General features: G+C 55.1%; 22 protein-coding genes. 10 read left to right on the top strand and 12 right to left on the bottom strand.

All coding sequences use genetic code 11. The features are described 5' to 3' along the window. Positions 1-332: 332 nt before the first annotated feature. Positions 333-1,229: a LysR family transcriptional regulator gene (locus tag CPA59_RS00175; RefSeq protein ID WP_107758474.1), complete on the bottom strand. Its 897-nt coding sequence runs from the start codon at positions 1,227-1,229 to the stop codon at positions 333-335. A 700-nt stretch (positions 1,230-1,929) separates the two neighbouring features. Between CPA59_RS00175 and CPA59_RS00165 the strand changes: the two genes are divergently transcribed. From CPA59_RS00165 to frc (CPA59_RS00145), 5 genes are all read left to right on the top strand, one after another. Continuing rightward, the gene (locus tag CPA59_RS00165; protein WP_038920669.1) at positions 1,930-3,237 is read left to right on the top strand and encodes an MFS transporter; all 1,308 of its coding nucleotides are present in this window, start codon (positions 1,930-1,932) and stop codon (positions 3,235-3,237) included. A gap of 53 nt (positions 3,238-3,290) precedes the next feature. Further along, positions 3,291-5,036, top strand: coding sequence for an oxalyl-CoA decarboxylase (gene oxc / locus CPA59_RS00160; RefSeq protein WP_107758472.1), 1,746 nt, complete (start codon positions 3,291-3,293; stop codon positions 5,034-5,036). A 38-nt stretch (positions 5,037-5,074) separates the two neighbouring features. Then, positions 5,075-6,352 carry a formyl-CoA transferase gene (gene frc, locus CPA59_RS00155; protein ID WP_107758471.1) on the top strand — a complete coding sequence of 426 codons (1,278 nt, stop codon included), beginning with the start codon at positions 5,075-5,077 and terminating at the stop codon, positions 6,350-6,352. 5 nt (positions 6,353-6,357) lie between these two features. Beyond that, the gene (locus CPA59_RS00150; RefSeq protein WP_038920673.1) at positions 6,358-6,789 is read left to right on the top strand and encodes a PAS sensor domain-containing protein; all 432 of its coding nucleotides are present in this window, start codon (positions 6,358-6,360) and stop codon (positions 6,787-6,789) included. Positions 6,790-6,915: 126 nt separating this feature from the next. Beyond that, positions 6,916-8,163 (top strand): formyl-CoA transferase, encoded by a 1,248-nt coding sequence (gene frc, locus CPA59_RS00145; RefSeq protein WP_107758470.1) that lies wholly within the window; start codon positions 6,916-6,918, stop codon positions 8,161-8,163. Positions 8,164-8,436: 273 nt separating this feature from the next. Here frc (CPA59_RS00145) and CPA59_RS00140 read toward each other — a convergent pair whose 3' ends face one another. The 5 genes from CPA59_RS00140 to CPA59_RS00120 form a co-directional block, all read right to left on the bottom strand. After that, positions 8,437-9,699, bottom strand: a complete 1,263-nt coding sequence (locus CPA59_RS00140) for an MFS transporter (protein ID WP_107758469.1) — start codon at positions 9,697-9,699, stop codon at positions 8,437-8,439. A gap of 46 nt (positions 9,700-9,745) precedes the next feature. Then, positions 9,746-10,450 carry a 2OG-Fe dioxygenase family protein gene (locus CPA59_RS00135; protein ID WP_038663863.1) on the bottom strand — a complete coding sequence of 235 codons (705 nt, stop codon included), beginning with the start codon at positions 10,448-10,450 and terminating at the stop codon, positions 9,746-9,748. A 15-nt stretch (positions 10,451-10,465) separates the two neighbouring features. After that, positions 10,466-11,872, bottom strand: a complete 1,407-nt coding sequence (locus CPA59_RS00130) for an acetyl-CoA carboxylase biotin carboxylase subunit family protein (RefSeq protein WP_107758468.1) — start codon at positions 11,870-11,872, stop codon at positions 10,466-10,468. 22 nt (positions 11,873-11,894) lie between these two features. Beyond that, positions 11,895-13,055 carry a KamA family radical SAM protein gene (locus tag CPA59_RS00125; RefSeq protein ID WP_100848622.1) on the bottom strand — a complete coding sequence of 387 codons (1,161 nt, stop codon included), beginning with the start codon at positions 13,053-13,055 and terminating at the stop codon, positions 11,895-11,897. 233 nt (positions 13,056-13,288) lie between these two features. Continuing rightward, positions 13,289-13,516, bottom strand: a complete 228-nt coding sequence (locus tag CPA59_RS00120; protein ID WP_159077917.1) for a hypothetical protein — start codon at positions 13,514-13,516, stop codon at positions 13,289-13,291. A 109-nt stretch (positions 13,517-13,625) separates the two neighbouring features. Between CPA59_RS00120 and CPA59_RS00115 the strand changes: the two genes are divergently transcribed. After that, positions 13,626-14,747, top strand: a complete 1,122-nt coding sequence (locus CPA59_RS00115; RefSeq protein WP_107758466.1) for an aminotransferase class V-fold PLP-dependent enzyme — start codon at positions 13,626-13,628, stop codon at positions 14,745-14,747. Positions 14,748-14,749: 2 nt separating this feature from the next. Here the strand turns inward: CPA59_RS00115 and CPA59_RS00110 are convergent, their stop codons facing one another. Further along, the gene (locus CPA59_RS00110) at positions 14,750-15,220 is read right to left on the bottom strand and encodes an Lrp/AsnC family transcriptional regulator (RefSeq protein WP_012767803.1); all 471 of its coding nucleotides are present in this window, start codon (positions 15,218-15,220) and stop codon (positions 14,750-14,752) included. Between the two features lie 218 nt (positions 15,221-15,438). On the opposite strand from CPA59_RS00110, the gene CPA59_RS00105 reads away from it, so the two are divergent. Next, positions 15,439-16,068 (top strand): YitT family protein, encoded by a 630-nt coding sequence (locus CPA59_RS00105; RefSeq protein ID WP_225622622.1) that lies wholly within the window; start codon positions 15,439-15,441, stop codon positions 16,066-16,068. Between the two features lie 14 nt (positions 16,069-16,082). On the opposite strand, the gene CPA59_RS00100 is transcribed toward CPA59_RS00105, so the two are convergent. After that, positions 16,083-16,817 carry a GntR family transcriptional regulator gene (locus CPA59_RS00100; RefSeq protein ID WP_107758465.1) on the bottom strand — a complete coding sequence of 245 codons (735 nt, stop codon included), beginning with the start codon at positions 16,815-16,817 and terminating at the stop codon, positions 16,083-16,085. A gap of 207 nt (positions 16,818-17,024) precedes the next feature. On the opposite strand from CPA59_RS00100, the gene CPA59_RS00095 reads away from it, so the two are divergent. Together CPA59_RS00095 and CPA59_RS00090 are read left to right on the top strand one after the other, a co-directional pair. Beyond that, complete coding sequence (locus CPA59_RS00095; RefSeq protein WP_038663885.1) at positions 17,025-18,377, top strand: adenylosuccinate lyase family protein; 1,353 nt, start codon at positions 17,025-17,027, stop codon at positions 18,375-18,377. Positions 18,378-18,419: 42 nt separating this feature from the next. Continuing rightward, a complete protein-coding gene (locus CPA59_RS00090) occupies positions 18,420-19,841 on the top strand; it encodes a DASS family sodium-coupled anion symporter (RefSeq protein ID WP_049855475.1) in 1,422 nt (473 codons plus the stop codon). Between the two features lie 159 nt (positions 19,842-20,000). Here CPA59_RS00090 and gorA read toward each other — a convergent pair whose 3' ends face one another. Next, positions 20,001-21,353: a glutathione-disulfide reductase gene (gene gorA / locus CPA59_RS00085; RefSeq protein ID WP_107758464.1), complete on the bottom strand. Its 1,353-nt coding sequence runs from the start codon at positions 21,351-21,353 to the stop codon at positions 20,001-20,003. Between gorA and CPA59_RS22785 the strand changes: the two genes are divergently transcribed. Further along, on the top strand, positions 21,342-21,593 hold the full coding sequence (locus tag CPA59_RS22785; protein ID WP_159077916.1) for a hypothetical protein: 252 nt from the start codon (positions 21,342-21,344) through the stop codon (positions 21,591-21,593). The two genes, gorA and CPA59_RS22785, sit on opposite strands and share 12 nt — an antisense overlap. Before the next feature lie 49 nt (positions 21,594-21,642). Here CPA59_RS22785 and CPA59_RS00080 read toward each other — a convergent pair whose 3' ends face one another. The 3 genes from CPA59_RS00080 to CPA59_RS00070 form a co-directional block, all read right to left on the bottom strand. Continuing rightward, complete coding sequence (locus CPA59_RS00080; protein WP_038920688.1) at positions 21,643-22,428, bottom strand: nucleotidyltransferase domain-containing protein; 786 nt, start codon at positions 22,426-22,428, stop codon at positions 21,643-21,645. A 13-nt stretch (positions 22,429-22,441) separates the two neighbouring features. Beyond that, on the bottom strand, positions 22,442-23,665 hold the full coding sequence (locus tag CPA59_RS00075) for an RtcB family protein (protein ID WP_107758463.1): 1,224 nt from the start codon (positions 23,663-23,665) through the stop codon (positions 22,442-22,444). Between the two features lie 74 nt (positions 23,666-23,739). Then, positions 23,740-24,633, bottom strand: a complete 894-nt coding sequence (locus tag CPA59_RS00070; protein WP_107758462.1) for an SPFH domain-containing protein — start codon at positions 24,631-24,633, stop codon at positions 23,740-23,742. Positions 24,634-24,656 lie beyond the last annotated feature (23 nt).

The raw sequence follows: 24,656 nt of genomic DNA, 5'->3' as shown, positions 1-24,656 counted from the left end.
CCGACAACAACGATAAAGTCCACTCTTGCATCACACAGCAACCGCAGCAATGGTCATGCCGGCAGCGAAATCGGCGCCGCCTGTGACCTCGCGAATAAAATGCTTACCCGCCTGATGTGTTTACCTTCCCTGATATTGGCGCAATGAAATATTGCAAATAGCCGGTCTGACTCGCTCCTGGCTCTCAACATGGTCAGATCCGTTATTCTGGAAACGTGAAAAGTATCAACCGGCGAATGACTGATGGCAAAGCGGGTTAGCCGCCTCTGCTGCTCATCGTCAATCTGTTTTATGTATACGGCATGAGCCCGTTGGCTAAGGCCGGTAAAAACTTAGGCCTGACACAGCGTCTGAATTAACGTCCATACTGCGGTTGCCGCAGTGGAGAGCGAATGATTACGACGGCGTACCAACTGCAATCGCCGGTTCTCGATTGGCCATAACTGACGTACGGCCAGACCAGAGCATTCAAGGGAAGATAACGCCAGTTGCGGGATGACCGAAACCCCGATACCCGACTGTAAAATGCGAAATATTGTAGTGACATGCCCAAGTTCCTGAATGACATGCGGCGTGACGCCATGACGAATTAATGCATTGTCGATTAAGGGGCGGCTACCTGAGGCATAGTCAAGTAACACCATTTCTTGATTCTGTAGATCACGCCATGTCACCTGTTTCAGACGTGCAATCTGGTGGTTCTCAGGCAATACCAGACAAAATGGTTCCTCCATAAATGTCTCCGTGTACAGGTCGGACGGTACGGAGGGTTCGATAATCACGCCAAAATCAACTTCACCGTTCAATACCATCTGCATTGCCTGCTGTTGTACCTGATCATGGATTATCAGATTGATCTGTGGATAATTCTCAACAATCTGCGCGATGCAATCAGGCATGATTCCTGCCGAAATCGTCGGACTGGTCGCCACATGCACCAGTCCACGGCGCCGTTCTCCTCTGCTCTGGACATTACACAGTGTGGTTTCCAGCTCACCCAGCACACGGCGGAGTTCTTCCGACAGCTCGGCCCCCTCTTGCGTCAACAACACCTCCCGGGTCGTGCGCTTAAATAATCTGATCCCAAGTTCATTTTCCAGTTCACCGATACTGTGACTCATGGCTGATTGCGTCAGGGAAATCATGTTGCCTGCGCGACTAAAGCCATGATGCTCCGCAACCGCTAAAAAAATACGTAACTGTCTTAACGATATATTTGAAATATTCATGATTTTAAGTCATCGATAGATTAAAAAAAAACATTTCCACATTTAGAGTCTTGTGGTTATTAATAAATACCAGAAACAGAGCGAAGCGCAATTTTATTCTGGCAACAATGAGTCAGTTATCAAAATGACCAAAGAAACGAGTTGAATTTATTAAAAGAGGCGACAGTCAGTGTAAATAAAAAATGAATAGTTATTAATTGGTAACAACAATGTTTCATGTTGCCTTGTCGTCGACAACATTGAATCGCACAGTCAGTCCATGTCTGATGGATTGTGTAATCCTGATAGATTGTGTAATCCTGATGGATCGTGTAATTCTGATGAATTGTATAAGCAGGATTTTAATCATTCTCGATTTTAAAATCGTAACCATCTGTATCCAGAAACATATCGTGATTTTTTTAAAATCAGCAGGAGCCGCATGTAACAAGGGAAAATACTTAAAAACAGAATCAATTAGCCAGGTGAAAAATAACTCATCAGACATAAATACAGCCATCGAGTGAAACCATATCGTTTGAATAAGTAAACCACTGGAGGTAAGTAAGACAATCAACACACCTGCAAACAAAATAAATCACAAACAGATAAATTAAGTAAAACACGTCGTGAATAAGTGGCCATTATTATGGCCACATTATTCACTTCATGTTTCATTCCAACTCTTATTTTCAAATTCTCGAAGTCAGGAGAGTGTATTATGAGTGAAAAAATAGATGTGCAGAATCGAACGGATAAGGAAATACTCGGTTTTAATCGATGGTGGCTTTTTGCATTGGCTTTTCTGGCAATGTCCGTTATTAGCCCTTATGAGTACGCCTGGTCAGTCATTGCGCCGCATTTTGCAAAGATGTATAGCTGGGAACCGACAAAAATATCGCTAATGTTCAGCATGTTCGTTATTTTTCAGGCATTCGGCACCCTGCCCGGCGGGATTTTTCGTGACAAGTTTGGACCCAAGGCCGTGTCTGTCGTTGCCGGTATCTTTTCAGGCATCGGGCTGCTGGTTTGCGCATTTGGGCAGGTACTGTCGTATAACATCGTGCTCACGGTCTGGTGTATTGGCTGTTTTTTCTGCGGATTTGTCTACAACGCGGCGATAACCACCTGCAACAAATGGTTCCCCGATCACAGGAACATCACCATAGGTCTTATCTCTGCCGCTTTCTCCTGGGGAGCATTGCCTTTTATTTTCCCCATTCGAAATATTCCGGAAGATGCCCCAGATAATATCTTTTTTAATGTCATTTTTATTATGGCAGCGGTTATCTCCGGCGTTATTATTATTACAGGTCTGTTAATGAAAGACCCACCGAAAGGCTGGTGTAATTTCACCCCATCATCGGCAACAAAACATACCGTAGTAAAACGCCCTTGTGAGAAGCAATACAGTATGGGAGAAGCAATGCACACCTGGCAATTCTGGGTGTTAATTGCCTCTTTCGTTTTGGTATCTGCATCTGGTTTAACGTTTATTTCAAATAGCATCAAGTTTGCGTCAGCGTTCCACTTTAGTCTGACGGCAGGCACGGTAGTCACCGTAGGAATGGCAATTACGAGCGGTCTTAGCCGGGTTGTCGGCGGTTGGATTGCAGATAAAATCGGCATCGATAAGACCATGACTATCTTTTATATCCTGTGCGGATTGTTTTCTCTTATCGCGCTGTTTCTTGCAGAAGCGGGCAGCGCAACAGGATTTATCAGCAGCTGTATTATCTCGATATTCTTCTGGGGCGCATTATATTCCCTGTTTGCGTCAATCGTGGGTTATTACTACGGCGAAGTCGCTTCCGGCTCCAACTACGGCATGCTGTATGCCTCAGCCAAAGGGATAGGCGGGATTTATGGCGGTGTACTCTCCGCCTATTTAATCTCCACCTATGGACACCCCTTCACCATTATTACCTCTTCCGTCATGGCGTTACTTTCCGGGCTCATTCTCATTCCACTTTGGAAACATCCGCCCGTCTGGAAGGAAACGAATGGAATGCTAATAACCACACACTAACAATTTAAATTTATTACAGAAACTAATGACATTGGAAATTAAAGCGAGGTCTTATGTCTTCTATTACCGAAATTGATACTACCGTTGAGGCCGTATCAGAAAAAACAACACTGATTGATGGATTTCACCTCTTTCTGGATGCACTCAAGCTCAACGATATCGACACCCTCTTCGGCTTACCCGGCATCCCGATTACCGATCTGCTGCGTATGGCCCAGGCGGAAGGATTGCGGGTGATTTCTTTCCGGCATGAGCAGCACGCCGGTAACGCGGCGGCGGCGGCCGGTTTCCTCACCGCCAAACCCGGTATCTGTATGACGGTTTCCGCCCCGGGCTTTCTGAACGGCCTGACCGCTCTCGCCAACGCGACGACCAACTGTTTCCCGATGATCCTGATCAGTGGTTCCAGCGAGCGTGAAATCGTCGATTTGCAGCAAGGCGATTACGAAGAAATGGATCAGTTGGCCATCGCCAAACCGCTGTGTAAGGCCGCCTTCCGCGTATTACGGGCCGAAGACATCGGCGTTGGTATCGCCCGCGCCATCCGTGCAGCCGTCTCCGGACGCCCCGGCGGGGTCTATCTGGATCTGCCGGCTAAACTGTTCTCACAAACCCTACCGCTGGATGCCGGGCGCAAATCGTTAATCAAGGTTGTAGACCCAGCGCCTCGCCAGCTCCCCGCGCCAGATGCAGTAGCCCGTGCGCTTGAACTGCTCAAAAAAGCCCAAAAACCGCTGATTCTGCTGGGCAAAGGGGCCGCCTACGCCCGTGCCGATGCCGAGATTCGCGCCTTAGTCGAAAAAACCGGCATCCCTTATCTGCCGATGTCGATGGCTAAAGGCTTGCTGCCGGATACGCATGAACTCTCAGCCGCCGCCACACGCTCCTATGTATTGAAAGAAGCGGATGTGGTGCTGCTGATCGGCGCTCGTCTGAACTGGTTGCTCTCACACGGTAAAGGCAAGACCTGGGGGCAGGAAAACGGGCCGAAGAAATTTATCCAGATCGATATCGCACCGACTGAAATCGACAGCAACGTCGCTATCGATGCGCCGCTTATCGGTGATGTCAGCTCTTGCGTCACCGCCTTGTTGAACGGCATCGGCAACGACTGGGCCAAACCCTCGAATGACTGGACCGGCGTTATCGCAGAACGCAGAGCCAAAAACATCAACAAGATGGCTGACATGTTGGCCGCCCGCCCATCACCGATGAACTTCCATAGCGCATTGAGCGTAGTGAAAGCGATCGTAAAGGACAACCCAGAAGCCATCGTCGTCAGCGAAGGCGCCAACACGCTGGATTTTGGCCGCAGCATCGTGGACATGTACCTGCCGCGCAAACGTCTGGATGTCGGCACCTGGGGGGTGATGGGCATCGGCATGGGCTTTGCCGTCGCAGGCGCGGTGGTGACGGGCAAACCCGTCATCGCCATTGAGGGCGATTCCGCCTTCGGTTTCAGCGGTATGGAAGTTGAAACGATCTGCCGTTACCACCTGCCCGTCTGCATTGTCGTGTTCAACAACAACGGCATTTACAAAGGGACCGACACCAATGCCTCTGGCGGCGATGACATGGCGCCCACCGTGTTCGTCAAAGACGCACGCTACGAAATGATGATGCAGGCTTTTGGCGGCGTGGGCGTGCATGTCACCACCACGGATGAACTGCATCGCGCCATGAATGAAGCCGTTGCCTCCGGTAAGCCAACCCTTATCAATGCCGTCATCGACGAGACGGTCGGTACCGAAAGTGGCCGCATTACCAACCTGAACCCAGCCAAAGCAATCAAAAAATAATCGCTTTGGTCGTTCATACATAAAATGGAGATAGTTCTATGAATAACAAAAAAGATCTGCCTTTGGCCGGCGTCAAAATCATCGACTTCACCCACGTTCAGGCTGGCCCGGCATGTACACAAATGCTGGCGTGGTTCGGCGCAGACGTGATCAAAATCGAACGTCCGGGTTCAGGCGACATCACCCGTAACCAATTACGCGACATCCCGGATGCGGACGCCCTGTATTTCACCATGCTCAACAGCAACAAGCGCTCACTCACACTGGATACCAAAAAGCCCGAGGGCAAGGAAGTGCTGACCCGACTGATCAAAGAATGTGACGTGATGGTGGAAAACTTCGGCCCCGGCGCGCTGGATCGCATGGGGTTTACCTGGGAGCACATTCAGGAACTGAACCCCCGCATGATCCTTGCCTCTGTCAAAGGCTTCAGCGAAGGCCACCACTACGAACACCTGCGAGCCTATGAAAACGTGGCGCAATGCGCAGGTGGGGCGGCGTCAACCACCGGCTGGTGGAAGGGTGAGAATGCCGTACCGACCATTTCAGCCGCCGCGTTAGGCGACAGCAATACCGGTATGCATTTAGCCATCGGTATCCTGACTGCCTATATCGGTCGCCAGAAAACCGGCAAAGGGCAGAAAGTCGCCTGCGCCATGCAGGACGCCGTGCTCAACCTCTGCCGCGTCAAAATGCGCGATCAACTGCGTCTGGACAAAGTCGGCTATCTGGAAGAGTACCCGCAGTATCCGCATGAACCGTTCTCCGACGTGGTACCGCGCGGCGGGAATGCCGGCGGCGGCGGCCAGCCCGGCTGGATCCTCAAGTGCAAAGGCTGGGAGACCGACCCCAATGCCTACATCTACTTCACGGTACAGGACCTGGTCTGGACGCCGATTTGCGATGCGATAGAGCGCCCAGAGTGGCGGGAAGACCCGGCCTATACCACCCCGAAGGCGCGCCAGCCGCACATCATGGATATTTTCGGCGCCATTGAAAGTTTCATTCTGAGGACCGGTAAAAACAAATTCGACGCGGTGGAATACTTCGGTAAGTTCGGCATCCCCTGTGCGCCGGTGATGTCGATGAAGGAACTGCTGCACGACGAATCGCTGCGTAAAAGCGGCTCCATCGTCGAAGTGCCGCACAAAGTGCGCGGAAGCTATTGGACCGTCGGCTGCCCGATCAAGTTCTCGGCGCTCAAACCTGAGATTACCGCCTCGCCGCTGCTCGGCGAGCATACCGACGACGTGCTGGCGGAACTGGGCTACTCGACAGAGCAGATAGCGCTCATTCACACAGCCAAAGCGGTGTAAGCACGATGGCGCTCACGCTACAGCAGTTCCTCTCAGCGGTGGGTGATGCCGTGATTATTTGCGATGCCGACGGCATCATCACCGCCTGGAACCCCGCAGCCGAACGTCTGTTCGGCTTCACCCAGGGCGAGGCGCTGGGCGCCTCGCTCGACATCATTATTCCCGAGCGGCAGCGCCAGCGGCACTGGTCTGGCTACCACCAAACCATGCACAGCGGCACCACCCGGTACGGCACTTCGTTACTTCACGTACCGGCCCTGACGCGTGACGGCGGCACGATTTCCATCGCCTTCACCGTGGCCTTGCTGCCTGGGGAGGCGGGGCAGCCAGCCTCCATCGCCGCCGTCATCCGTGACGACACGACGCGCTTCAACGAAGAACGCACGTTGCGCAAGCGTCTGGCTGAGGCAGAACAGCAAGCAAAGCGACCGACATAAACCGCCCTAAAAAGTCGACTGACGACACGCCCTGACCGTCGCCACTGACGCTCAGGGCAAACAGACCGAGGAAGGATGAAGAGCGGTGAATCACGTCGAGGTGAATTAGAGTCGAGGAGAATCATCATGAGCAAGGCATTAGACGGGATCAGAATTATCGATTTTACCCATGTTCAGTCTGGCCCGAGCTGCACCCAGTTACTCGCCTGGATGGGCGCAGACGTTATCAAGATCGAACGCGTCGGCGAGGGTGACGCGACACGCAAGCAATTATGCGACATTCCCGGCGTGGACAGTTTGTATTTTACTATGCTGAACCACAACAAACGCGCCGTCACCCTCAATACCAAGACGCCCGAAGGCCTGCAGGTACTGGATAGCCTGATCAGGCGCTGTGACGTACTGGTTGAGAACTTTGCTCCCGGCGCGCTGGACCGCATGGGGCTGACCTGGCAGCACATCCACGCCACCAATCCACGCCTGATCCTCGCCTCGGTCAAGGGCTTCGGGCCAGGTCGTTACGAGGACTGCAAATCCTACGAGAATGTGGCGCAATGTGCCGGCGGCGCGGCGTCAACCACCGGCTTCAACGATGGCCCGCCGATTGTTACCGGCGCGCAGATCGGCGATTCAGGCTCAGGCTTGCACCTGGCGCTGGGTATTGTCTCCGCGCTTTTCCAGCGTCATACCACGGGGCGCGGACAAAAAGTCTCGGTGTCGATGCAAGACGCCGTGCTCAATCTATGCCGGGTCAAACTGCGTGACCAGCAACGGCTGGAACGCACCGGCGTATTGGACGAATATCCGCCATTCCCGGATGGTCACATTGGCGACGCGGTGCCGCGCGCAGGCAATGCTTCGGGTGGGGGCCAGCCGGGTTCTATCCTCAAATGCAAAGGGTGGGAAACCGACCACAACGCCTACCTCTATTTCATCGCTCAGGCGGCGGTCTGGCCGGCGATATGCAACCTGATCGGCGAACACAGCTGGATCGAGGACGAGCGTTTCAGCACCCCCGCGGCCCGCCTGCCCAGACTCAACGCCATCTTTCAGCGCATCGAACAGTGGACCATGACCAAGAACAAATTCGAGGTGATGGAAATTCTCAACCATTACGACATCCCCTGCGGCCCGGTGCTTTCAATGAAAGAGATCGCCAGAGACGATGCCCTGCGCGCCAGCGGCACCATCGTCGAGGTTGATCATCCAATGCGCGGCAGGTACACCACCGTTGGCATGCCGATAAAAATGTCCGACAGCCCGGTGGATATCACCCGATCCCCTCTGCACGGCGAGCATACCGACGAGGTTCTGCGTGAACTGGGCTATGACAGCACAGCCGTGGCGGCCCTGCGCGACAAGAACGTCATTTGATGGCTTGATACCTCTTACCGACGCTGACGGGTGAATGCCGGTGACATGACATCCCGTCTATCACCATGTACCGGCACCTCCCCAGCGTCGGGGGGCATGGCAACGGAATGCTCAGCCGGTACACAATCCATTCAGTAAACAAGCCAGTCGGTAAACAAGCTATTCGTTAAACAAGCTATTCGTTAAACAATCCATTCTGTAAACAGGCCAGTCGGTACACAGCCCGCATGGCGTCACGGCGTCAACGGTGAACGTGCGCTGAGGCGCGACCCGTTACGCATCGCGCTGTTTCGCAACATCGCCTTTGGCGACCTGAGCACGTTGCCCATAACGATAAGCCCACCCTTGCACCACCAGCAGCATAGTCAGCGGCAAACCGTGGAACAGCACAATCACCGCCGCAGGCGTCCACCACACATAAAACGGCGCCACCACCAGCATGCCGATACCGAACCCGGTCATCTGCATCAACGTCAGCAGGCTGAAAATAGGCAGACGCAAAGATTCCGGTTCGCTCTGCGCGCGGGAAATCAGGCTGACCTCCGCCACGCCATCGCCAATGCCCGCCCACACCACAAACACCAGCAGCCACATCAGCCCGGTCTGCTGGAAGGTCAGAATAAAACCGGTGGACATCAGCGCCACGCCGATGAAAAAAGCCCGCTCCATCGCCCGGCGCCGCCCTTGTCTGAGCAGAAAACCGCTGACCCGCGCGCCGGCGAATTTACCCACCGCCCACAGCGCCAGCATCAACCCCATGGTCTTACTGGCGCTGTCGGGAGAAATCAGTGCGGACAACACCGGGAAACCCACGTTATGCGCGGCGCTGCCAAGCGTGTCCGCCATACTGACGATCAACATGCCCGCCAGCATCGGCGCGCCGCGCAGCCCTTCTTTCAGTTGACGCCATTCGCTGAGCCGATCGCGCTGACTTACCCGCGGCTGCGGCTTTTCCACCATGCGCAGCGGCAGAATCAACAGCGCGGCCGCCAGATAGGTCGCCACGTTCAGCGCAAACACCACCGGGTAGCCAAAACCGGCGACCAGCAGGCCCGACACCAGGCTGCCCAGCACCGCGCCGCTGGCCGCCACCGAAGTCAGCCAGGCGTTGGTGCCGAGCCGCATCGAACTCTCCACCCAGTAGGGCAACTGGCTGTTGAGCCCAATCGCGAACATGGCGTTCCCGCCCCCTACGCCCAGCGCGATCACCGGCAATAACGGCAGCTGCCACGCCGGCGGCAACACCAGCAGCAGCGAAAGCAGCGCCGCCCGCAGCAGGTCGAAGCCGACCAGCGAGGCGCGTCCCTGAAAGCGGCGGAAAAACGGCGTACCGATCAGGCTCGCCAGCAGACCGCCCGCCACCCGGCAGGCCAGAAAAATACTGACGCTCACCACGCTGTTGCTCAGCAGATAAACGTAGGTGGACAGCGCCACCATATTCAGAAACGCGCCAAAATCGGAAATAAAACGCGCGGCAATGATCAACCCGGCATTGCGCCGGGATTGTCCCATGTCGATATCATGATACTCAGCCATGACGGATTACCTTTTGTTTTCCCTGTGGTGTTCCCTGTTAACGTTCCTACGCCGGCCGAAACGTCACCAGCAATAAATCCCGGTAGGCTGACTCCGCCGTCGCTGCCGGTCGAACCGGCCCGGCGCGGTGGTACAGCTTTTTGTCATTCACAATCAGCGTCTCCAGAAACCGGCTCATCGCCGTTGCCAGCAACGGTGGGGATGCTTCCTGCGCCGAGGTGAAAATTTCAGACACCACCGGCTGCGTGTCCACACTCTGAATGAAATGCATGCAAATCCACGCCATGCCGTCCTGATGAATGCCGGAGGTGGTCGGGCTGCTGTGCCCTTTTTCCGCCCTGACCCGGAACTGATGAATATCGACGGCATATTGCTGATCGGCCGCCATCCAGGGTCGCATCATCGCGATATCCGTCGCCACGATGCGCTGTAACAGCGGGTGGCGGATAAACCCCTCTTCGGCATACTGCAGGTGGTTCGGCCCCGGTTTGTAGTCGATGTCGTATTTCACCGTGGAGCGGTAATCCGCGTCGGTATTCAGTTGCAGCGGTCGGCCAGGCTGGTGGAAAAACCGCAAAATCCGCCGTTCGCGGCAGGTGTAGTTTTTGAAGTTTTCATCCTCGGCCAGATTATCCCAGTAGGCTTTGAAGGTCTTTTCTTCCTCCGGCTCCACGGCGATCCATTCCCGGCTGGCGGCAAAATGGCAATAATCCTGCCGCGCCAGTTGCTCAACAATCCTGTCTGTATTCATAGCGGTTTTCCTGATTTAACGCATCGCGACAGGCGCGGGCGATACGCCGTCGGCGACGGCGGGCGGCATCGGGTCGATCATTGGGCGGAGGTGGTGCTGCAACGCGTCGTACAACGCCTGCGCGTCTTGCGCCGACGCGACGCGGGCCCACCCTTTAAACAGGTAATGCTCTTCGATATCGGCATCCACGTAATGCCCCACCGGATAATGGCCGAACGCCAGTACCGCCGGGTGACGCTCGACCCACGGCAGACCATCAAAACCGTTGAAATAGCCGCTGGCGGGAGGATAAATCGCGAACATCGAATAGTGTTGCCGGTGATGGGCGACGCGCTCGCAGGCCGTGCGCACCGACGCCTCAATCCCTTCCTCCGCCAGCAGCAAAGACAGGTACAGATCGTAAGGGTCCAGCCCAGCGATATCCTGAAACGCCGCGTTCACGTACAGCCCGCCCAACCGCGGATTGACCTCGATAACCACCGGCCCCGACGCCGTCATACGGAACTCGACATGCGCCACGGCGTAAGTCAGCCCCACCGCCTGCAGGCAGGCGACGGCGTATTCCCGAATCTGTTGCTGCTGCACGTCGGAGAAGGCGACCGGCGGCGTAATCAGCAGGTTTTCCAGCACCGTAGTGTCTTGCGTGGTCAGCAACAGTTTTTCATTAATCAGCACCGGAAAAACCGCCTGCGCTGTCGCCACGCACTCCACACTGCCTTCAACGCCGTCGATGTAGGACTCCAGCAGAACCGAACAGCCGGGCACATAGTGGTGTGAATGCCCGTCAAGATCGGTGAAATGGTGCGATTCGCCATAGAAACTGGCGACGGACGCCCGATCGTACTGTTCGAGAAAGGTGCGGTAATAGGCCCGCAGCTGCGGCCAGTCGAGGCATTTGCGGATAAAGGCGGAAGCCGCCCCGTAGGGCGGTTTGGCGATCAGCGGGTAGCCGACCCGTTCGGCCTCGCGCTGCAATTCGGCTTCATCATGGCACAGCGCATACGCCACGGACCGGACGCCGGCCCGCGCCAGCGCCTGACGCATCAGGAACTTGTTATTACACCGGTCTACCGCCTGCGCCGCGCTGTAGACCAGGCCGTGACGCTGACACAGCTCCGCCACCAGACACCCCATCTGCCCCAGCGGCGAGGCGTGGCCGGCGTGACACAACACCGCCCGCACCTGATAACGCTCGGCCAGTTGCCGCAGCAGCGTATCCAGCGACGCCACCGAGAGCGTCGGCAGCCAAAACACCTCGTCGCTGTCCGCCTCCAGCCGCTGAGGTTGCCGGTGACCGCGCCACGCCGCCGTCAGGCACGCCAGCCCCCGGCGGCGCGCGGCGGCGAAGTGCGGCTCGCGGTAGGTATAGACGGGCACCGCGGTATCGTTGACATCAACAAACAAAATCGCTTCGGGTTTCATGCCGGTTCTCCCTGTGTCGCCGTTAGCTGTCCTGCCAGCGGCACACATCGCCCTGCCAGTTGGTGAAACGGTAAAAACGCGTTCCGTCGATGTCTTCAAACTGCGGCATCTCTTCCACGCCGCTGAGCAACGGTACGGTGAATTTCCCTTTGGCGTGAGGCAGCACGTACTCCGGCAGCGCAATATTGGATACCCGGCGTTTCAGCCGATTCATGATGGCGATGGCGTCGCGAATCGATGCCTTGTATTCCGAAGCGCCCGGCGAAAACGGCATAAAGTGGTATAAATAATAGGGCTTGACCCCCATGCGGTATAATTCGATAAACAAACTTCTGAGCGTTTCCTCATTGTCATTCACGCCGCGCAGCAACGGCATATTGGAAAACACAATCGGCACCACCTGCTGAATACGTGTTACCGCATCGCGGAATGCGCCGCTCAATTCCAGCGGATGACAAACGTGAACCCCGAAGGCATTAACGCGGTGCCGCCGGAGAATATCCAGCAGATTATCGGTAATACGGTAAGGGTTGAAGGTCAGCGAACGGGAATGAATACGAATCAACAGGGAATCACGGATATTACGGATCGCCCCCAGACACTCATCCAGTTTGGCGTCCGTCAGCATCATCGGATCGCCGCCGCTGAGAATAACTTCCTCCACCTCGGGGGTATTTCGAATATAATCCAGCGAATCCTGAAAGGCTTTTCGCCCGGCATTCTCTTTTTCCGAATCGACCTTTAACGTTCGCAGCGCTTCAAAGCAGAACTGGCAGTAGGAATTACAGGTATTGACCATCCGTAAAATAACCCGATTGTCATATTTGTGCTGACAAATCGGCGTTTTCATTTCATGCGACAATTCCCAGTTTTCTGATTCGCCGTCGTAACCGGTTACGCCGTCATCATGCCAAAACGGCACCACCTGGCGCCACAGCGGATTATCGACGATATCCGTGTACGCGGCTTGTCGTATCAGGTCGGCATAATACGGCGTGATCTGCATTTTGCGGTCTTTGAGATTATGGACGATGTGTTGCGCCACCTCCTCGCTCCAGCCGCCGCAGGCCGCCCGTAATGCCGGCTCGTCCCGGATCGCGTTTTTCTGCTGCCAGCGCCAGTCCGTCCAGCGCGAACGCTCTTCTGCCGGGAATAACGCCAGTTCGGTTACTGATATATCCATATTACCTCCGTGATCACCGTGTTTTCAGCGATGCAAAGTCACGTCAGGCTGCTGACCATTATTTCTCTTCATGGATGAATTCGGTATTTTTAATACCAGATTAAATCTGGCGACAATAAACGTTCGACTAACGTGAAAAGATAAAAATACGATCACATGAAAAAAATAACGATAGCAGACCGACGATACTTCACATTGAAATACCCTTTCCTGGTGATCACATAGCCAACCGTTTAGGCATTGAGAAATAATTCAGTTTGCAATAATTTATTCTTTTGGAAAAAGCGATTCTCTTTGAAAACATTATTTTTTGGGAAAAAATCAATATAACGACTGGCGACAACCACCATCGCCCCTGCCAATAACATTACCGTTATTATTGTTATAACAAAATGCGTTTTTTGCAAACAGATAATTAACATTTTGGTATCGTATTTCCCTATCATGCCTGCTTTCAGCACCAACGCCACCGTGCTATTACGTTGAAATAGTCGTACCGCTTTTCCTCCATCCTGCGTATTCTCATAGCAACAACATCATGAAAACAATACAGAACCCGAGGAGAGACGTGTGGCGATAACCCTTCCTGAAGCACTGATTCCAGCCGACCCCCGTTTTGGCTGCGGCCCGTCGTTGATTCAGCTTGACGATCTGACGCAACTGAAAGACAAAGGGCCGCATCTGCTGGGCACCAGCCACCGCAAGGAGCCGGTGCGCGCGCTGTGCCGCGAGATTCAGCAGGGCCTGCGGGATTACCTGTCGGTGCCGGACGACTACAGCATTGTGCTGGGGAACGGCGGCGCCACCGCGCTGTTCGACATGGTCGGCCTCGGACTGGTCAGAAAGCGCATCGTCCACCACACCTGCGGCGAGTTCTCCGACAAATGGTTCAAAGCCTCGCGCCGGATTCCGTGGATTCAGGCGGACAACGCCGCGGTGGAATACGGCCAGGCAAACACCGCGTTTGTGACGGAAGGCGCGGACGTGGTGGCCTGTACGCTGAACGAAACCTCCACCGGGGTGATGAACACCCGTTTGCCCGAAGTCGGCGAGGATTGCCTGCTGGCGGTAGACGCCACCAGCGGCGCGGGGCAAATCGCCTGCGACCTGTCCCGCGTGGATGTGTTCTTCTTCTCGCCGCAGAAGGTGTTCGCCAGTGAAGGCGGGTTGTTTGTCGCTATTTTGTCGCCGCAGGCCAAAGCGCGGATCGCCGAGATCGCCGCCGATCCCAACCGCTATATCCCGGCGTTCGCCGACTGGCGGCTGGCGCTGAGCAACAGCGAACAGCAGCAGACTTACAATACTCCGGCGGTGGTGACGCTTTTCCTGTTCGCCGAGCAGGTCAAACGCATGAACGCGCTGGGCTTCGCCGAGGTGGAACGTCAGGCCGCCGCTAAAGCGGCGTTGCTGTATCAGTGGGCCGCCGACCGGGATTATCTGTCCGCCTATGTGGCCGACCCGGCGTTTCGCTCCACCACCGTCGCCGCCATCGACGTGGCGGATACGATTTCCGTGGACAAGCTGACCCGCTATCTGGATGAACAAGGGCTGGCGCACGGCATCGAAGGCTACCGGGCGCTGGGGCGCAATCAGTTACGCATCGCGCTGTTTCACAACATCGCCTTTGACGACCTGAAAACGCTGACCGCGTTGATCGATTTTCTGGTCGCCAGCGGCGAATTCGCCGCCTGACGTCACACCGTCGCCTTAACCGGCAGCGCGGTTTTGTGAATCAGCCGCCGCAGTGAAAACGAGGACTGCACATCGCGCAGTCCTTCGATTTTGATCAGTTTCTTCTGCAAGAATTTCTCGAAATCCGACAGGCTGGCGGCCACCACCCGCAGCATGAAATCGTGGCTGCCGGACATCAGGTGGCACTCCATCACTTCGTCGAAGGTGGCGATCTGCTGTTCGAATTTGCGGAAGGTGGCTTCCGACTTCGGCTCCAGCGTCAGCGAAATGTAAGCGTTCACCGGAAACCCGGCCTTTTCCTGATCCAGCAGCGTCACATAGCGGTCGATCATGCCTGCGTCTTCCAACTGCTTCAGCCGCCGGGTGCAGGGCGTGGCCGACAGGCATACCCGTTCGGCCAGCTCGGTGGTTTTCAGCCGCGCATCCTGCTGTAGCTCATTCAAAATCTGTGCGTCGATGCGGTCGATCTTCATGAGTGAAAGTCTCTATTTATGCCATTACGATGGGTGATTATCCCTAATTTAATGGATAAATGGCTTTTCTTTTAGTTAAAAGTCACTCCGTGATCAATGTTAACTTGAGCGCCATAAATGAATGTTCAGTCATGAAAGACGCAAATATATGCATTTCTTATGGCTAAATCAGACAAGATCGCGCTGAGAGGGCAACACCCGTGCTGAAAGAGTCTGTCGTGCTACCCAAGACAGCGGAAACCGGCCAGAAGCCGGGGCTGGCTCACACCCTGAAAGACGACGTGTATGGCCTGATGCTGGGGGTGATGTTTATCGCCTTCGGCCTGAACATGCTGAAACTGTCCGGTATGGTCACCGGCGGGATCGCCGGCATCGCTTTACTGCTTTCCTACTTTGTTCCGCTGTCGATCGGCGTACTGTTTATCCTTGCCAACATCCCGTTCATGGTTTTCTGCTACTTCAGCATGGGGCGCGCCTTTACGCTGAAAACGCTGATCGTCAACATCGCCCTGAGCGCCGCCACTCAGGCGGTGCCCTACCTGCTGAGCATCAATTACATCCACCCGCTGTTTTCCGCCTTGGTGGGCGGCACCTTTCTCGGCATGGGCATCCTCTCGCTGGCGCGCCATAATGCCTCGGTCGGCGGCACCGGCGTCGTCACCCTGTGGCTCTACAAACGTTTCAACATCAACGCCGGCAAAAGCCAGATGCTGCTGGATGTGCTGGTGTTCGCCGTATCGATGATCACCATGCCCGTTCACCTGCTGCTGTGGTCGGCGCTCAGCGCGCTGGCGATGAACGCCATGCTGATGAACTGGCATAAGCCGGGGCGTTATCAGGGCGGGTAAAAAACGCCGCCGGCCTAGCTGTTCCCATCGTGGTGTTTCAGGACGATCGAACAGGTATATCGCCCGGCGGGATGAATGGAGATGGTGGTTTCAAAGGTCTCGCCGTTGCGATCCACATAGCGCCGTATGATTTTCAACGCCGGCGACCCTGCTTCCACCCCTAGCTTTTTGGCGATTTTGGCCGGCACGCCAACCGCGGTAATGGTCTGGTGCACTTCCTTGCTTTTCACGCCATAGTGATTTTCGATCAAATCGCTGATCAACGAAAACGGGTCGCTGCGCACCAGACGTCTGACCTTGTCGTAGGCAACGCTGGCATAGCTGTCCGTCCAGCAAATCGGCGCGTCCGGCTTTATGCTGTCTTCCCGAATACTCGCGATATGCAGCCAGCGCGACCCCGGCGGGCAACCGATGACTTGCGACAATTCATAATCGGCGACGATCTCATCAATCTTTTTCACCACCCGCAAATTATTCCGCGCCAGCGCCAGCAAATCTTCCAGGTTTGCCAGCGGGTGATTCGTGTTCCCTTCTCTGGCATCGGTGACGTGGGTCCCGGCGCCTTTGCGTCTTGAGATCAGACCCTGTTCGGTCAGCTCGCGCAGCGCTTCCCGCACGGTATGCCGGCTGGCCTGATACACCTCGCAGAGCGCCTTTTCGGTCGGGAAAAGCGCGCCGGCGGGGTACTTGCCGGAAACAATATCCTGCGCCAGCTCTCGGGCAATGCGCTTATAGAGGGACTCTTTCATAAGGATACATTCTTCAAAAATTAATGATCATTATCACAAAGCAGTGAGTAAACACTTCCGCTAGCCATTTATGCTCGCTATAAATGTCCGTACATTTGAAATATGTCCGGACATTTTCATCACCATTGTCGGTCGTCGCGGACATACCGTACCAAGACCGTTGCTATCGGTCAGTCTATCACTAAATCAGACCCGGGAGGGTTCACTATGGCATCGAATGTTCTTGATTCTATTCTGTTCAGGGACTCGTTCGGCACGCCGGAAATGCGCGCCATCTTTGACGATCATGAACTGATCCGCAAATACGTTGAGGTGGAGATCGCGCTGGCGAAAGCCGAAGCACGTTGCGGCGTCATCCCGCAGGAAGCGGCGGAAGAGATCGCCAAAACCTGTAACGCCGACACGCTTGATTTCGACCTCCTGCGGCATGAAACCGAAATCGTCGGCTACCCGATTTTACCGCTGGTCCATCAGATCTCGAAGCAGGCCGGGGCCTCCGGCGGCTACGTACACTGGGGCGCGACCACCCAGGACATCATGGATACGGCGGTGGTGTTGCAAATCCGCGACGCCTTCGACCTGATCGACGCGGATATCAAATCACTGCGCAAAATTCTCGCCGATCTGGCGCTGCGCTACCGCGATACGCCGATGGCGGGCAGAACCCATCTGCAACAGGCGTTGCCCATCACTTTCGGCTACAAGGCCGCTATCTGGCTGGATATGTTTGACCGCCACGCCGAGCGCCTTGAGCAGGCTCGCCCGCGAATTCTGGTCGGCGAGTTCGCCGGCGCCGCCGGTACGCTGGCTTCGCTGGGAGACAAAGGTCTGGCGGTGCAGAAAGCGATGATGGCAGAGCTGAAACTGGGCGTGCCGACCTCAACCTGGCATGTGGCGCGCGACGGCTTCGCCGAAGCGGTGAACTTGCTGGCGGTCATCACCGGCTCGCTGGGGAAAATCGCCTATGACGTCATGCTGATGGCCTCCAACGAGTTTGGCGAACTGTATGAGCCCTTCGTCAAAGGCCGCGGCGCCAGCAGCACCATGCCGCAAAAACGCAATCCGATCTCCAGCGAACTGATGCTCGCCTGCGCCAAAGGCGTGCGCCAACACGCCGGCTTAATGCTGGACGCGATGGTACAGGATCTGGAACGCGCCACCGGCCCGTGGCACGCGGAGTGGATTGCGATCCCGGAAAGTTTTGTGCTGGCCGCCGGCGCGCTCAATCAGGCCAAATTCATGCTCAGCGGTCTGATTGTCGACGAACAGGCGATGGCGAAAAACCTCGACATGACCAAGGGGCTGATCGTGGCGGAAGCCGTGATGATGGGTCTGGCGCCTTACATGGGCCGGCAGGATGCGCACGACGTGGTTTACGACGCCTGCCGCATCGTCAATACGCAGGGAGGACGCCTGGCCGACGTACTGAACGCCATGCCTCAGGTATCCAGTCGTCTTGAACCGGCATTAATCGAACGGTTAACAGACCCGGTCAACTATCTCGGCATTGCACCGGAAATGGTCGACCAGGTACTGGAAAAATCGGCCAAACGGCAATAATCCCCCAGAAAATCAATAACCCGTAAGATTGAGGAGATGATCATGTCATCTGATTCATCTAAGGGAAAATCGATAATCGCCTTTATGGTTCCCCTGTTACTGGGAACCATAATCTGGTTTTCCCCTGTACCCGAAGGATTAACGCCTCAGGCATGGCATATGTTTGCCATTTTTCTCGCCACCATTGCGGCAATATTAACCCAGCCGTTGCCCTCCGGCGCCGTTATGCTGATTGCGTTATGCGTTGTTATTTTCACCAACACATTACCGGAAGCAAAAGCGCTGGCCGGCTTCTCCAGCGGAACGGTATGGCTAATATTTTGCGCGTATATTCTTTCGCTGGGATTTGTCACCTCCGGTCTTGGAAAAAGAATCGCCTATAAAATGCTGTCGTTATTTGGCGGCAGCAGTCTGGGCATCGCCTACTCATTAGGGGTTTCCGACCTGATTATGGCGCCCGCCATGCCATCGGTTACCGCTCGATCAGGGGGGATTATTTTCCCCATCGTGCGCTCCATCAACGAAGTATTAGGTTCCACACCGGGCGAGTCAGGGAAAAAAATCGGCGATTTCCTGATCATGGTTTGCTTTCAGTTCACCCCGATAACCGGCGCCATTTTTCTGACCGGCATGGCGGCGAATCCGCTGGTGGGCAGCCTGGCGAAATCGTCGCTGAATGTGGAAATCACCTGGGGAAGCTGGTTCGTTGCCGCGGTGGTGCCGGCGATGGTGTGTTTCTGCCTGATGCCGCTGCTGGTATACAAGCTGTTAAACCCCGAATTAAAGCGCACCCCGGAAGCAAAACAGATGGGAAAACAGGCGCTCGCCGAGCTGGGCGCCATGACGTCCGCCGAGAAGAAAGTCGCGCTGGGATTTCTGCTGGCGCTGATTGGCTGGGGCACCAGTTTGGCTACCGGGCTATCGGCCACCGCCGTTGGGCTGGGCCTTGCCGCCTATCTGTTTGCGTCACGCGCGGTTGACTGGAAAGCCCTGCTCAAAGACCATGCCGCCTGGGACACCGTCATCTGGTTCAGCGTGATCATCAGCCTGGCCGGCGGCCTGTCCGATTTGGGTTTCATCAAATGGATGACGGTTAAAATGGGCGGCGCCATTCACGGCTTTGGCGCGATGGGCACGTTTATCCTGCTCGGGCTTATCTATATTTACGTCCATTACCTTTTCGCCACCGCGACCGGCCATGTCGCCGCGCTGTACGCGCCTTTTGCCGCCACCGCGATTGCCGCAGGCGCCCCGCCCGTCATGGTAGCGATATGCTTTGGTATTTTCAGCAACCTGATGTGGGGAAATACCGAATACGGCGGCGGCCCCGGTCCGATTTATTTCGCCCAGGGCTATTTTGAACGACCGCGGTTTTACAAAATCAATTTATGCGTGGTGACGGTCAATGTCCTGCTGACCTTTGCGGTCGGACTGGTGTGGTGGAATCTGCTGGGGTATTACTGACCTATCGAAGTACTACTGACCCAAATAAATCAGGGTGAGGATAACCTCACCCTGATTGTCATTGCGTAGTGCTAACCGCGTCGTTATCACCCTGTAGCGATCGTCGTGTTGTTGTACTATCACGCCGTCACCACCGTAAGCACACCACGGTTCTGCGCGTTAGCGCATGGTGACAAACTCTTCCGCCGCCGTTGGATGAATCGCCACGGTGTTGTCGAAGTCTTTTTTGGTCGCGCCCATCTTCACCGCCACCGCAAAGCCTTGCAGGATTTCATCCATGCCGAAGCCGATGCCGTGTATACCGACGATTTTCTCTTCCGGCCCCGCGCATACCAGCTTCATGCGGCACGGCTGACGGTGCTGCGTCACCGCGGTGTACATGGCGGTAAACGCGGACTTATACACCTTAACCTGATCGTCGCCGTACTGCTCGCGCGCCTGCGGCTCGGTCAGCCCGACGGTGCCGATCGGCGGGTGGCTGAACACCACGGTCGGGATATTGCTGTAATCCAGATGCTCGTCCGGCTTGTTGTTGAACAACCGCTCGGACAGACGGCGCCCTGCCGCCACGGCGACCGGCGTCAGCTCAACGGCGCCGGTGTTGTCGCCCACCGCGTAAATGCCCGGCACGCTGGTGTTCTGGAACTTATCCACCACGATGTAGCCTTTGCTGTTGAGCGCCACGCCTGCGGCGTCCAGATTGATATTATCGTTCGCCGGTTCGCGGCCGATCGCCCAAATCAGGCAATCTACGGTTTGCTCATGCCCGCTTTCCAGCTGCAGCGTCAGGCTGCCGTCGGCGTTTTTCACCACCGCGTTGGGAATGGACTCGGTATGCAGCGCCGGGCCTTCGGTATTCATCACTTCCACCAGCGTGTCCACAATCAGCGGATCGAACTGGCGCAGCGGCGCATGCTTGCGCACAAACAGGTGCACATCGGAGCCGAGCGCGTTCAGCACGCCGGCGATTTCCACCGCGATATAACCGGCGCCGACCACCGCCACCCGCTGCGGCAACGCCGTCAGCGCAAAGAAACCATCGGAATCAATGCCGTATTCCGCACCGGGAATCGCCGGGCACGTCGGCCGACCGCCGGTGGCGATCAGGATATGGTCGGCGGTGATGCGCTCGCCGTTCACTTCCACCGTTTTCGCATCCACGAAACGGGCAAAGCCCTGAATCACCTCGACCTGATTTTTCCCCAGCACGTTATTGTAGGACTGATGGATACGGTCGATGTAGGCGCTGCGGTTTTTCAGCAGCGTGTCCCAGTTAAACTGATTGACGGTGACATCAAAGCCATAGTCCGGTCCGTACTGGTGAATGGCCTCGGCAATCTGAGCGGCATGCCACATCACCTTCTTCGGCACGCACCCGACATTGACGCAGGTACCGCCCAGGTATTTGGCTTCAATCAGCGCGCATTTCTTGCCATACATGGCCGCACGGTTGATGGAGGCAATGCCGCCGCTGCCGCCACCAATGGCGAGATAGTCATAATGTCTGGTCATCAGGGCTCCACGCTTGCTTTCGATAAACGTTCAATAAAGGTAAATAGACCGTATCCCGCCGCCGCACCGATGCTGGCGCCGATGGCGAAATACGGCTCACAGTGTAACGCCGGCGAAAAAAATGTAACGCCAGCGAAAAGTGTAACGCTGGAGAAAAGTGTAACGCCAGCGATCGGTATCCGGCAAAGACAGAAAGCGGGATTGTATGAAGAAATGCGCAGCGGTTCGCAACGGTTTTGAAAATCGGTGCGATAGGTAAAGCCGGTTGTAACCGGCTTTACGCTCTCAGTCAGGCCATCATAACGGTATCAAACAGCAGTTGGTTCAATACCAGGTCCATCCTGGCTAACGCCTCATCCAGCAACGGTCGCTCACGATTCAGTTGCCGTTCGATAAAAGCATGAATGTGCGGCAAGCGCGCACCGTATTCCGCTTCACCGCACTGGCGTTTGATATGCAACAGATGCGCAATTTCCGCCAGCAAATTGGGATCAGTCACCGTACCTGCCAGCAATGACTCAAAGCGCATCGGCGGACACCCTTTATCCGCTTCAATCCATAGCACAGCCAGTATCGGTCTTAGCACATAGAAGTATTTCTTCAGTCGTACCGATTCCCCCTGCAAATATCCACGAAAATTCTTTCGAGCCATCGACAGATAATGGTAACGGGCGCGCCCCGGTGAAAAGTGGTTCGATGCCAATGCCCGCACCTGAGCCATCACCTCGGCGTCCTGACGATACACCACCGGCGAATCAAGCCACTCCATCAATGTCGGGTTGGCTCGCTTAAGTAACCCCAGAGCCTTGCGCAATTCCCATCCACTAACATCCAGTTCATCATCGATCGGCAGTTCAATCACATCCCTTGCCGGCTCAACCCGCAAATACCACTCTGGCGGATGCACATAGATAAAACGCACATCATAATCACTGTCCGGTGAGGCAAATCCCCACCCCCGGCTACCCGATTCACAGGCGTAAAGTACACGTACGCCAAACTGTTGCTCAACATCCATCAGAACGCCACGGACACGCTCACGCATCACGTGGCTTACATCCGATTCGTTTTCCATATTTTTCTCACTATTACCCTTTTACACACACCACCTGCCGCAACGTGTGAACAATCTCGACCAGTGATGACTGTGCCGCCATGACTGCGTCGATGTCCTTATAAGCCATAGGTATTTCGTCAATCACCTCGCAATCCTTACGGCACTCGACATGAGCGGTTGCCCGGATCTGGTCTTCCACTGTGAAACGTTTTTTCGCTGCCGTTCGACTCATGGTGCGCCCTGCGCCATGACTGCATGAGCAGAAACTCTCGTGATTACCCAGACCACGCACAATGAAACTTTTGGCCCCCATCGAGCCGGGAATAATCCCCATCTGTCCTTTGTGAGCCGATACCGCTCCCTTACGCGTTATCAGCACCGACTGACCAAAATGCTGTTCCTGTTGCACATAGTTGTGGTGGCAATTCACGGCTTCTTGTCTGGCGGCAAAAGGTTTAGGAATCGCTTTCGCCAGCGCTTGCAGCACATGCTCCATCATTACCTCACGGTTGTGACGCGCATAATCCTGCGCCCAGCCGACCGCAGCCATATAGTCATCGAAATGGCGGCTACCTTCGGCAAAATAGGCCAAATTACGATCGGGTAAATTAGCAATGTGCTGCTTCATATCCTGCTGCGCCAGCGTGATAAACAGGTTACCAATGGCGTTACCGACACCACGGGAGCCGCTATGCAGCATCACCCACACCCGATCTGTTTCATCCAGACATAGCTCAATGAAATGGTTGCCGGTCCCAAGCGTGCCCAAATGATGGTAATTGTTGGTTTTCAGCAATGACGGATATTTATCCGTCATACGTCTGAACCCGGCGTCCAGTTGCTGCCAATGAGCATCGACACGCTGAGGCGGCTCATGCCATGCGCCTTTGTCCCGCCCACCGCGGTTCACGCTACGCCCATGAGGTACAGCCTGTTCGATAGCACTGCGAATACCGAACAGATTATCCGGCAGATCGACAGCCACCAGCGAAGTGCGTACCGCCATCATGCCGCAGCCGATATCCACCCCGACCGCAGCAGGGATGATGGCGCCCAATGTGGGGATGACGCTGCCAATCGTGGAGCCTTTTCCCAGATGCACATCCGGCATTACCGCCAGATGTTTGAAGATAAATGGCATTTTTGCCGTATTGAGTAACTGCTCCCGGGCTTCAGGTTCAACCGGAACACCGTGCGTCCACATTTTTATTGGCACGCTCAGGGGCGTTTCCAGTATCCGGTAATCGTTATTCATTATGTAAAACATCCTTTAAATTTATTATTTAATCCAATGAGTTATTCTTTTAATCAGATTTAACGCCACTGCTGTTACCAGGCAGCGTTATATCCCTCGGTATCCATCACCGTCAGCGATACCAGATCCAGCCCATAGCCTGCCAGTTGTTGTTCCATTTGCTCACTGACCTGCGCTCCAACGGTATGTTTACCGGCAAGCAACTCAGAAAACGTGTGTGCAGCAACCACCCGGTGAAGCGCAGCCTGCAAAGCGCAACGCAAGTGTGCTTCTGGCTGAGCCAACTGTGAAAACGCAGCCATAACATCACCGTATCGCCAGGTAGCCACCAGAGTCAGACGTACATTGATTTGATCGGCGGTTAACACTTCCACACCGTCGATATCCTGTGCCTGCAAACGGGTGTCTACGATCTCCACACTTACACGGCGATTGAAACGCCAGTAACCATGATTATCCGGGGGTAACAACGTCAATGGTTGCCCATCGACATGTAAAATCCCCACGTGCCATGCTGGAATGGCTGCCAGTAGCACACCTTCATTGCCCTTGACCGCCCTATTGCGTAACACAGGCTGCATTAACGCGGGCAATAATGTTGTCGGTACCTGAACCTCATGCGCAGAAACACGCTCGACAAGCTGTTGCTCATCTCGCCGCCAGTACAAACGTCGGGTACCCGGCGGCAAAATTTCCTGCAATTGTTTCCGGTCATAACGCAGACCGATTTCATCATCAGCCAGATCTACCGACAGGCAGTAACGAGTCACCCATTGCGGATGAAACTGACGCAAATGGTCAGCAAGAGCGGTCTCAACCATAGAGCCATCCTGCGCGATGATTGCCACCGTCATTTTGTGCGGCCAACAAAACAGTGTGTGCTCGCCAGTTTCAAGCACCTGGAGCAAATTGTCGTTTTTACTGAGCAAACCGAGCTGCCCTTTTCTTATTGTTATGTTCTTGAACATCTTTTCTTTTTAATCCCTTTAAT

Origin of the sequence: Dickeya sp. Secpp 1600 (assembly GCF_003049805.1) — a bacterium.
In the GTDB taxonomy this organism is placed as follows: Bacteria; Pseudomonadota; Gammaproteobacteria; order Enterobacterales; family Enterobacteriaceae; genus Dickeya; species Dickeya fangzhongdai.
This window is presented reverse-complemented; position numbering and strand designations above follow the sequence as displayed.

Bases quoted from the DNA above. Each gene is read 5' to 3' on its own strand.
- oxc (WP_107758472.1), top strand. From the start codon at position 3,291: ATGTCTTCTATTACCGAAATTGATACTACCGTTGAGGCCGTATCAGAA.
- CPA59_RS00090 (WP_049855475.1), top strand. From the start codon at position 18,420: ATGTCATCTGATTCATCTAAGGGAAAATCGATAATCGCCTTTATGGTT.
- CPA59_RS00130 (WP_107758468.1), bottom strand. From the start codon at position 11,872: ATGAAACCCGAAGCGATTTTGTTTGTTGATGTCAACGATACCGCGGTG.
- CPA59_RS00135 (WP_038663863.1), bottom strand. From the start codon at position 10,450: ATGAATACAGACAGGATTGTTGAGCAACTGGCGCGGCAGGATTATTGC.
- frc (WP_107758470.1), top strand. From the start codon at position 6,916: ATGAGCAAGGCATTAGACGGGATCAGAATTATCGATTTTACCCATGTT.
- CPA59_RS00125 (WP_100848622.1), bottom strand. From the start codon at position 13,055: ATGGATATATCAGTAACCGAACTGGCGTTATTCCCGGCAGAAGAGCGT.
- CPA59_RS00110 (WP_012767803.1), bottom strand. From the start codon at position 15,220: ATGAAGATCGACCGCATCGACGCACAGATTTTGAATGAGCTACAGCAG.
- gorA (WP_107758464.1), bottom strand. From the start codon at position 21,353: ATGACCAGACATTATGACTATCTCGCCATTGGTGGCGGCAGCGGCGGC.
- CPA59_RS00070 (WP_107758462.1), bottom strand. From the start codon at position 24,633: ATGTTCAAGAACATAACAATAAGAAAAGGGCAGCTCGGTTTGCTCAGT.
- CPA59_RS00100 (WP_107758465.1), bottom strand. From the start codon at position 16,817: ATGAAAGAGTCCCTCTATAAGCGCATTGCCCGAGAGCTGGCGCAGGAT.
- CPA59_RS00175 (WP_107758474.1), bottom strand. From the start codon at position 1,229: ATGAATATTTCAAATATATCGTTAAGACAGTTACGTATTTTTTTAGCG.
- CPA59_RS22785 (WP_159077916.1), top strand. From the start codon at position 21,342: ATGTCTGGTCATCAGGGCTCCACGCTTGCTTTCGATAAACGTTCAATA.
- CPA59_RS00095 (WP_038663885.1), top strand. From the start codon at position 17,025: ATGGCATCGAATGTTCTTGATTCTATTCTGTTCAGGGACTCGTTCGGC.
- CPA59_RS00140 (WP_107758469.1), bottom strand. From the start codon at position 9,699: ATGGCTGAGTATCATGATATCGACATGGGACAATCCCGGCGCAATGCC.
- frc (WP_107758471.1), top strand. From the start codon at position 5,075: ATGAATAACAAAAAAGATCTGCCTTTGGCCGGCGTCAAAATCATCGAC.
- CPA59_RS00150 (WP_038920673.1), top strand. From the start codon at position 6,358: ATGGCGCTCACGCTACAGCAGTTCCTCTCAGCGGTGGGTGATGCCGTG.
- CPA59_RS00080 (WP_038920688.1), bottom strand. From the start codon at position 22,428: ATGGAAAACGAATCGGATGTAAGCCACGTGATGCGTGAGCGTGTCCGT.
- CPA59_RS00165 (WP_038920669.1), top strand. From the start codon at position 1,930: ATGAGTGAAAAAATAGATGTGCAGAATCGAACGGATAAGGAAATACTC.
- CPA59_RS00075 (WP_107758463.1), bottom strand. From the start codon at position 23,665: ATGAATAACGATTACCGGATACTGGAAACGCCCCTGAGCGTGCCAATA.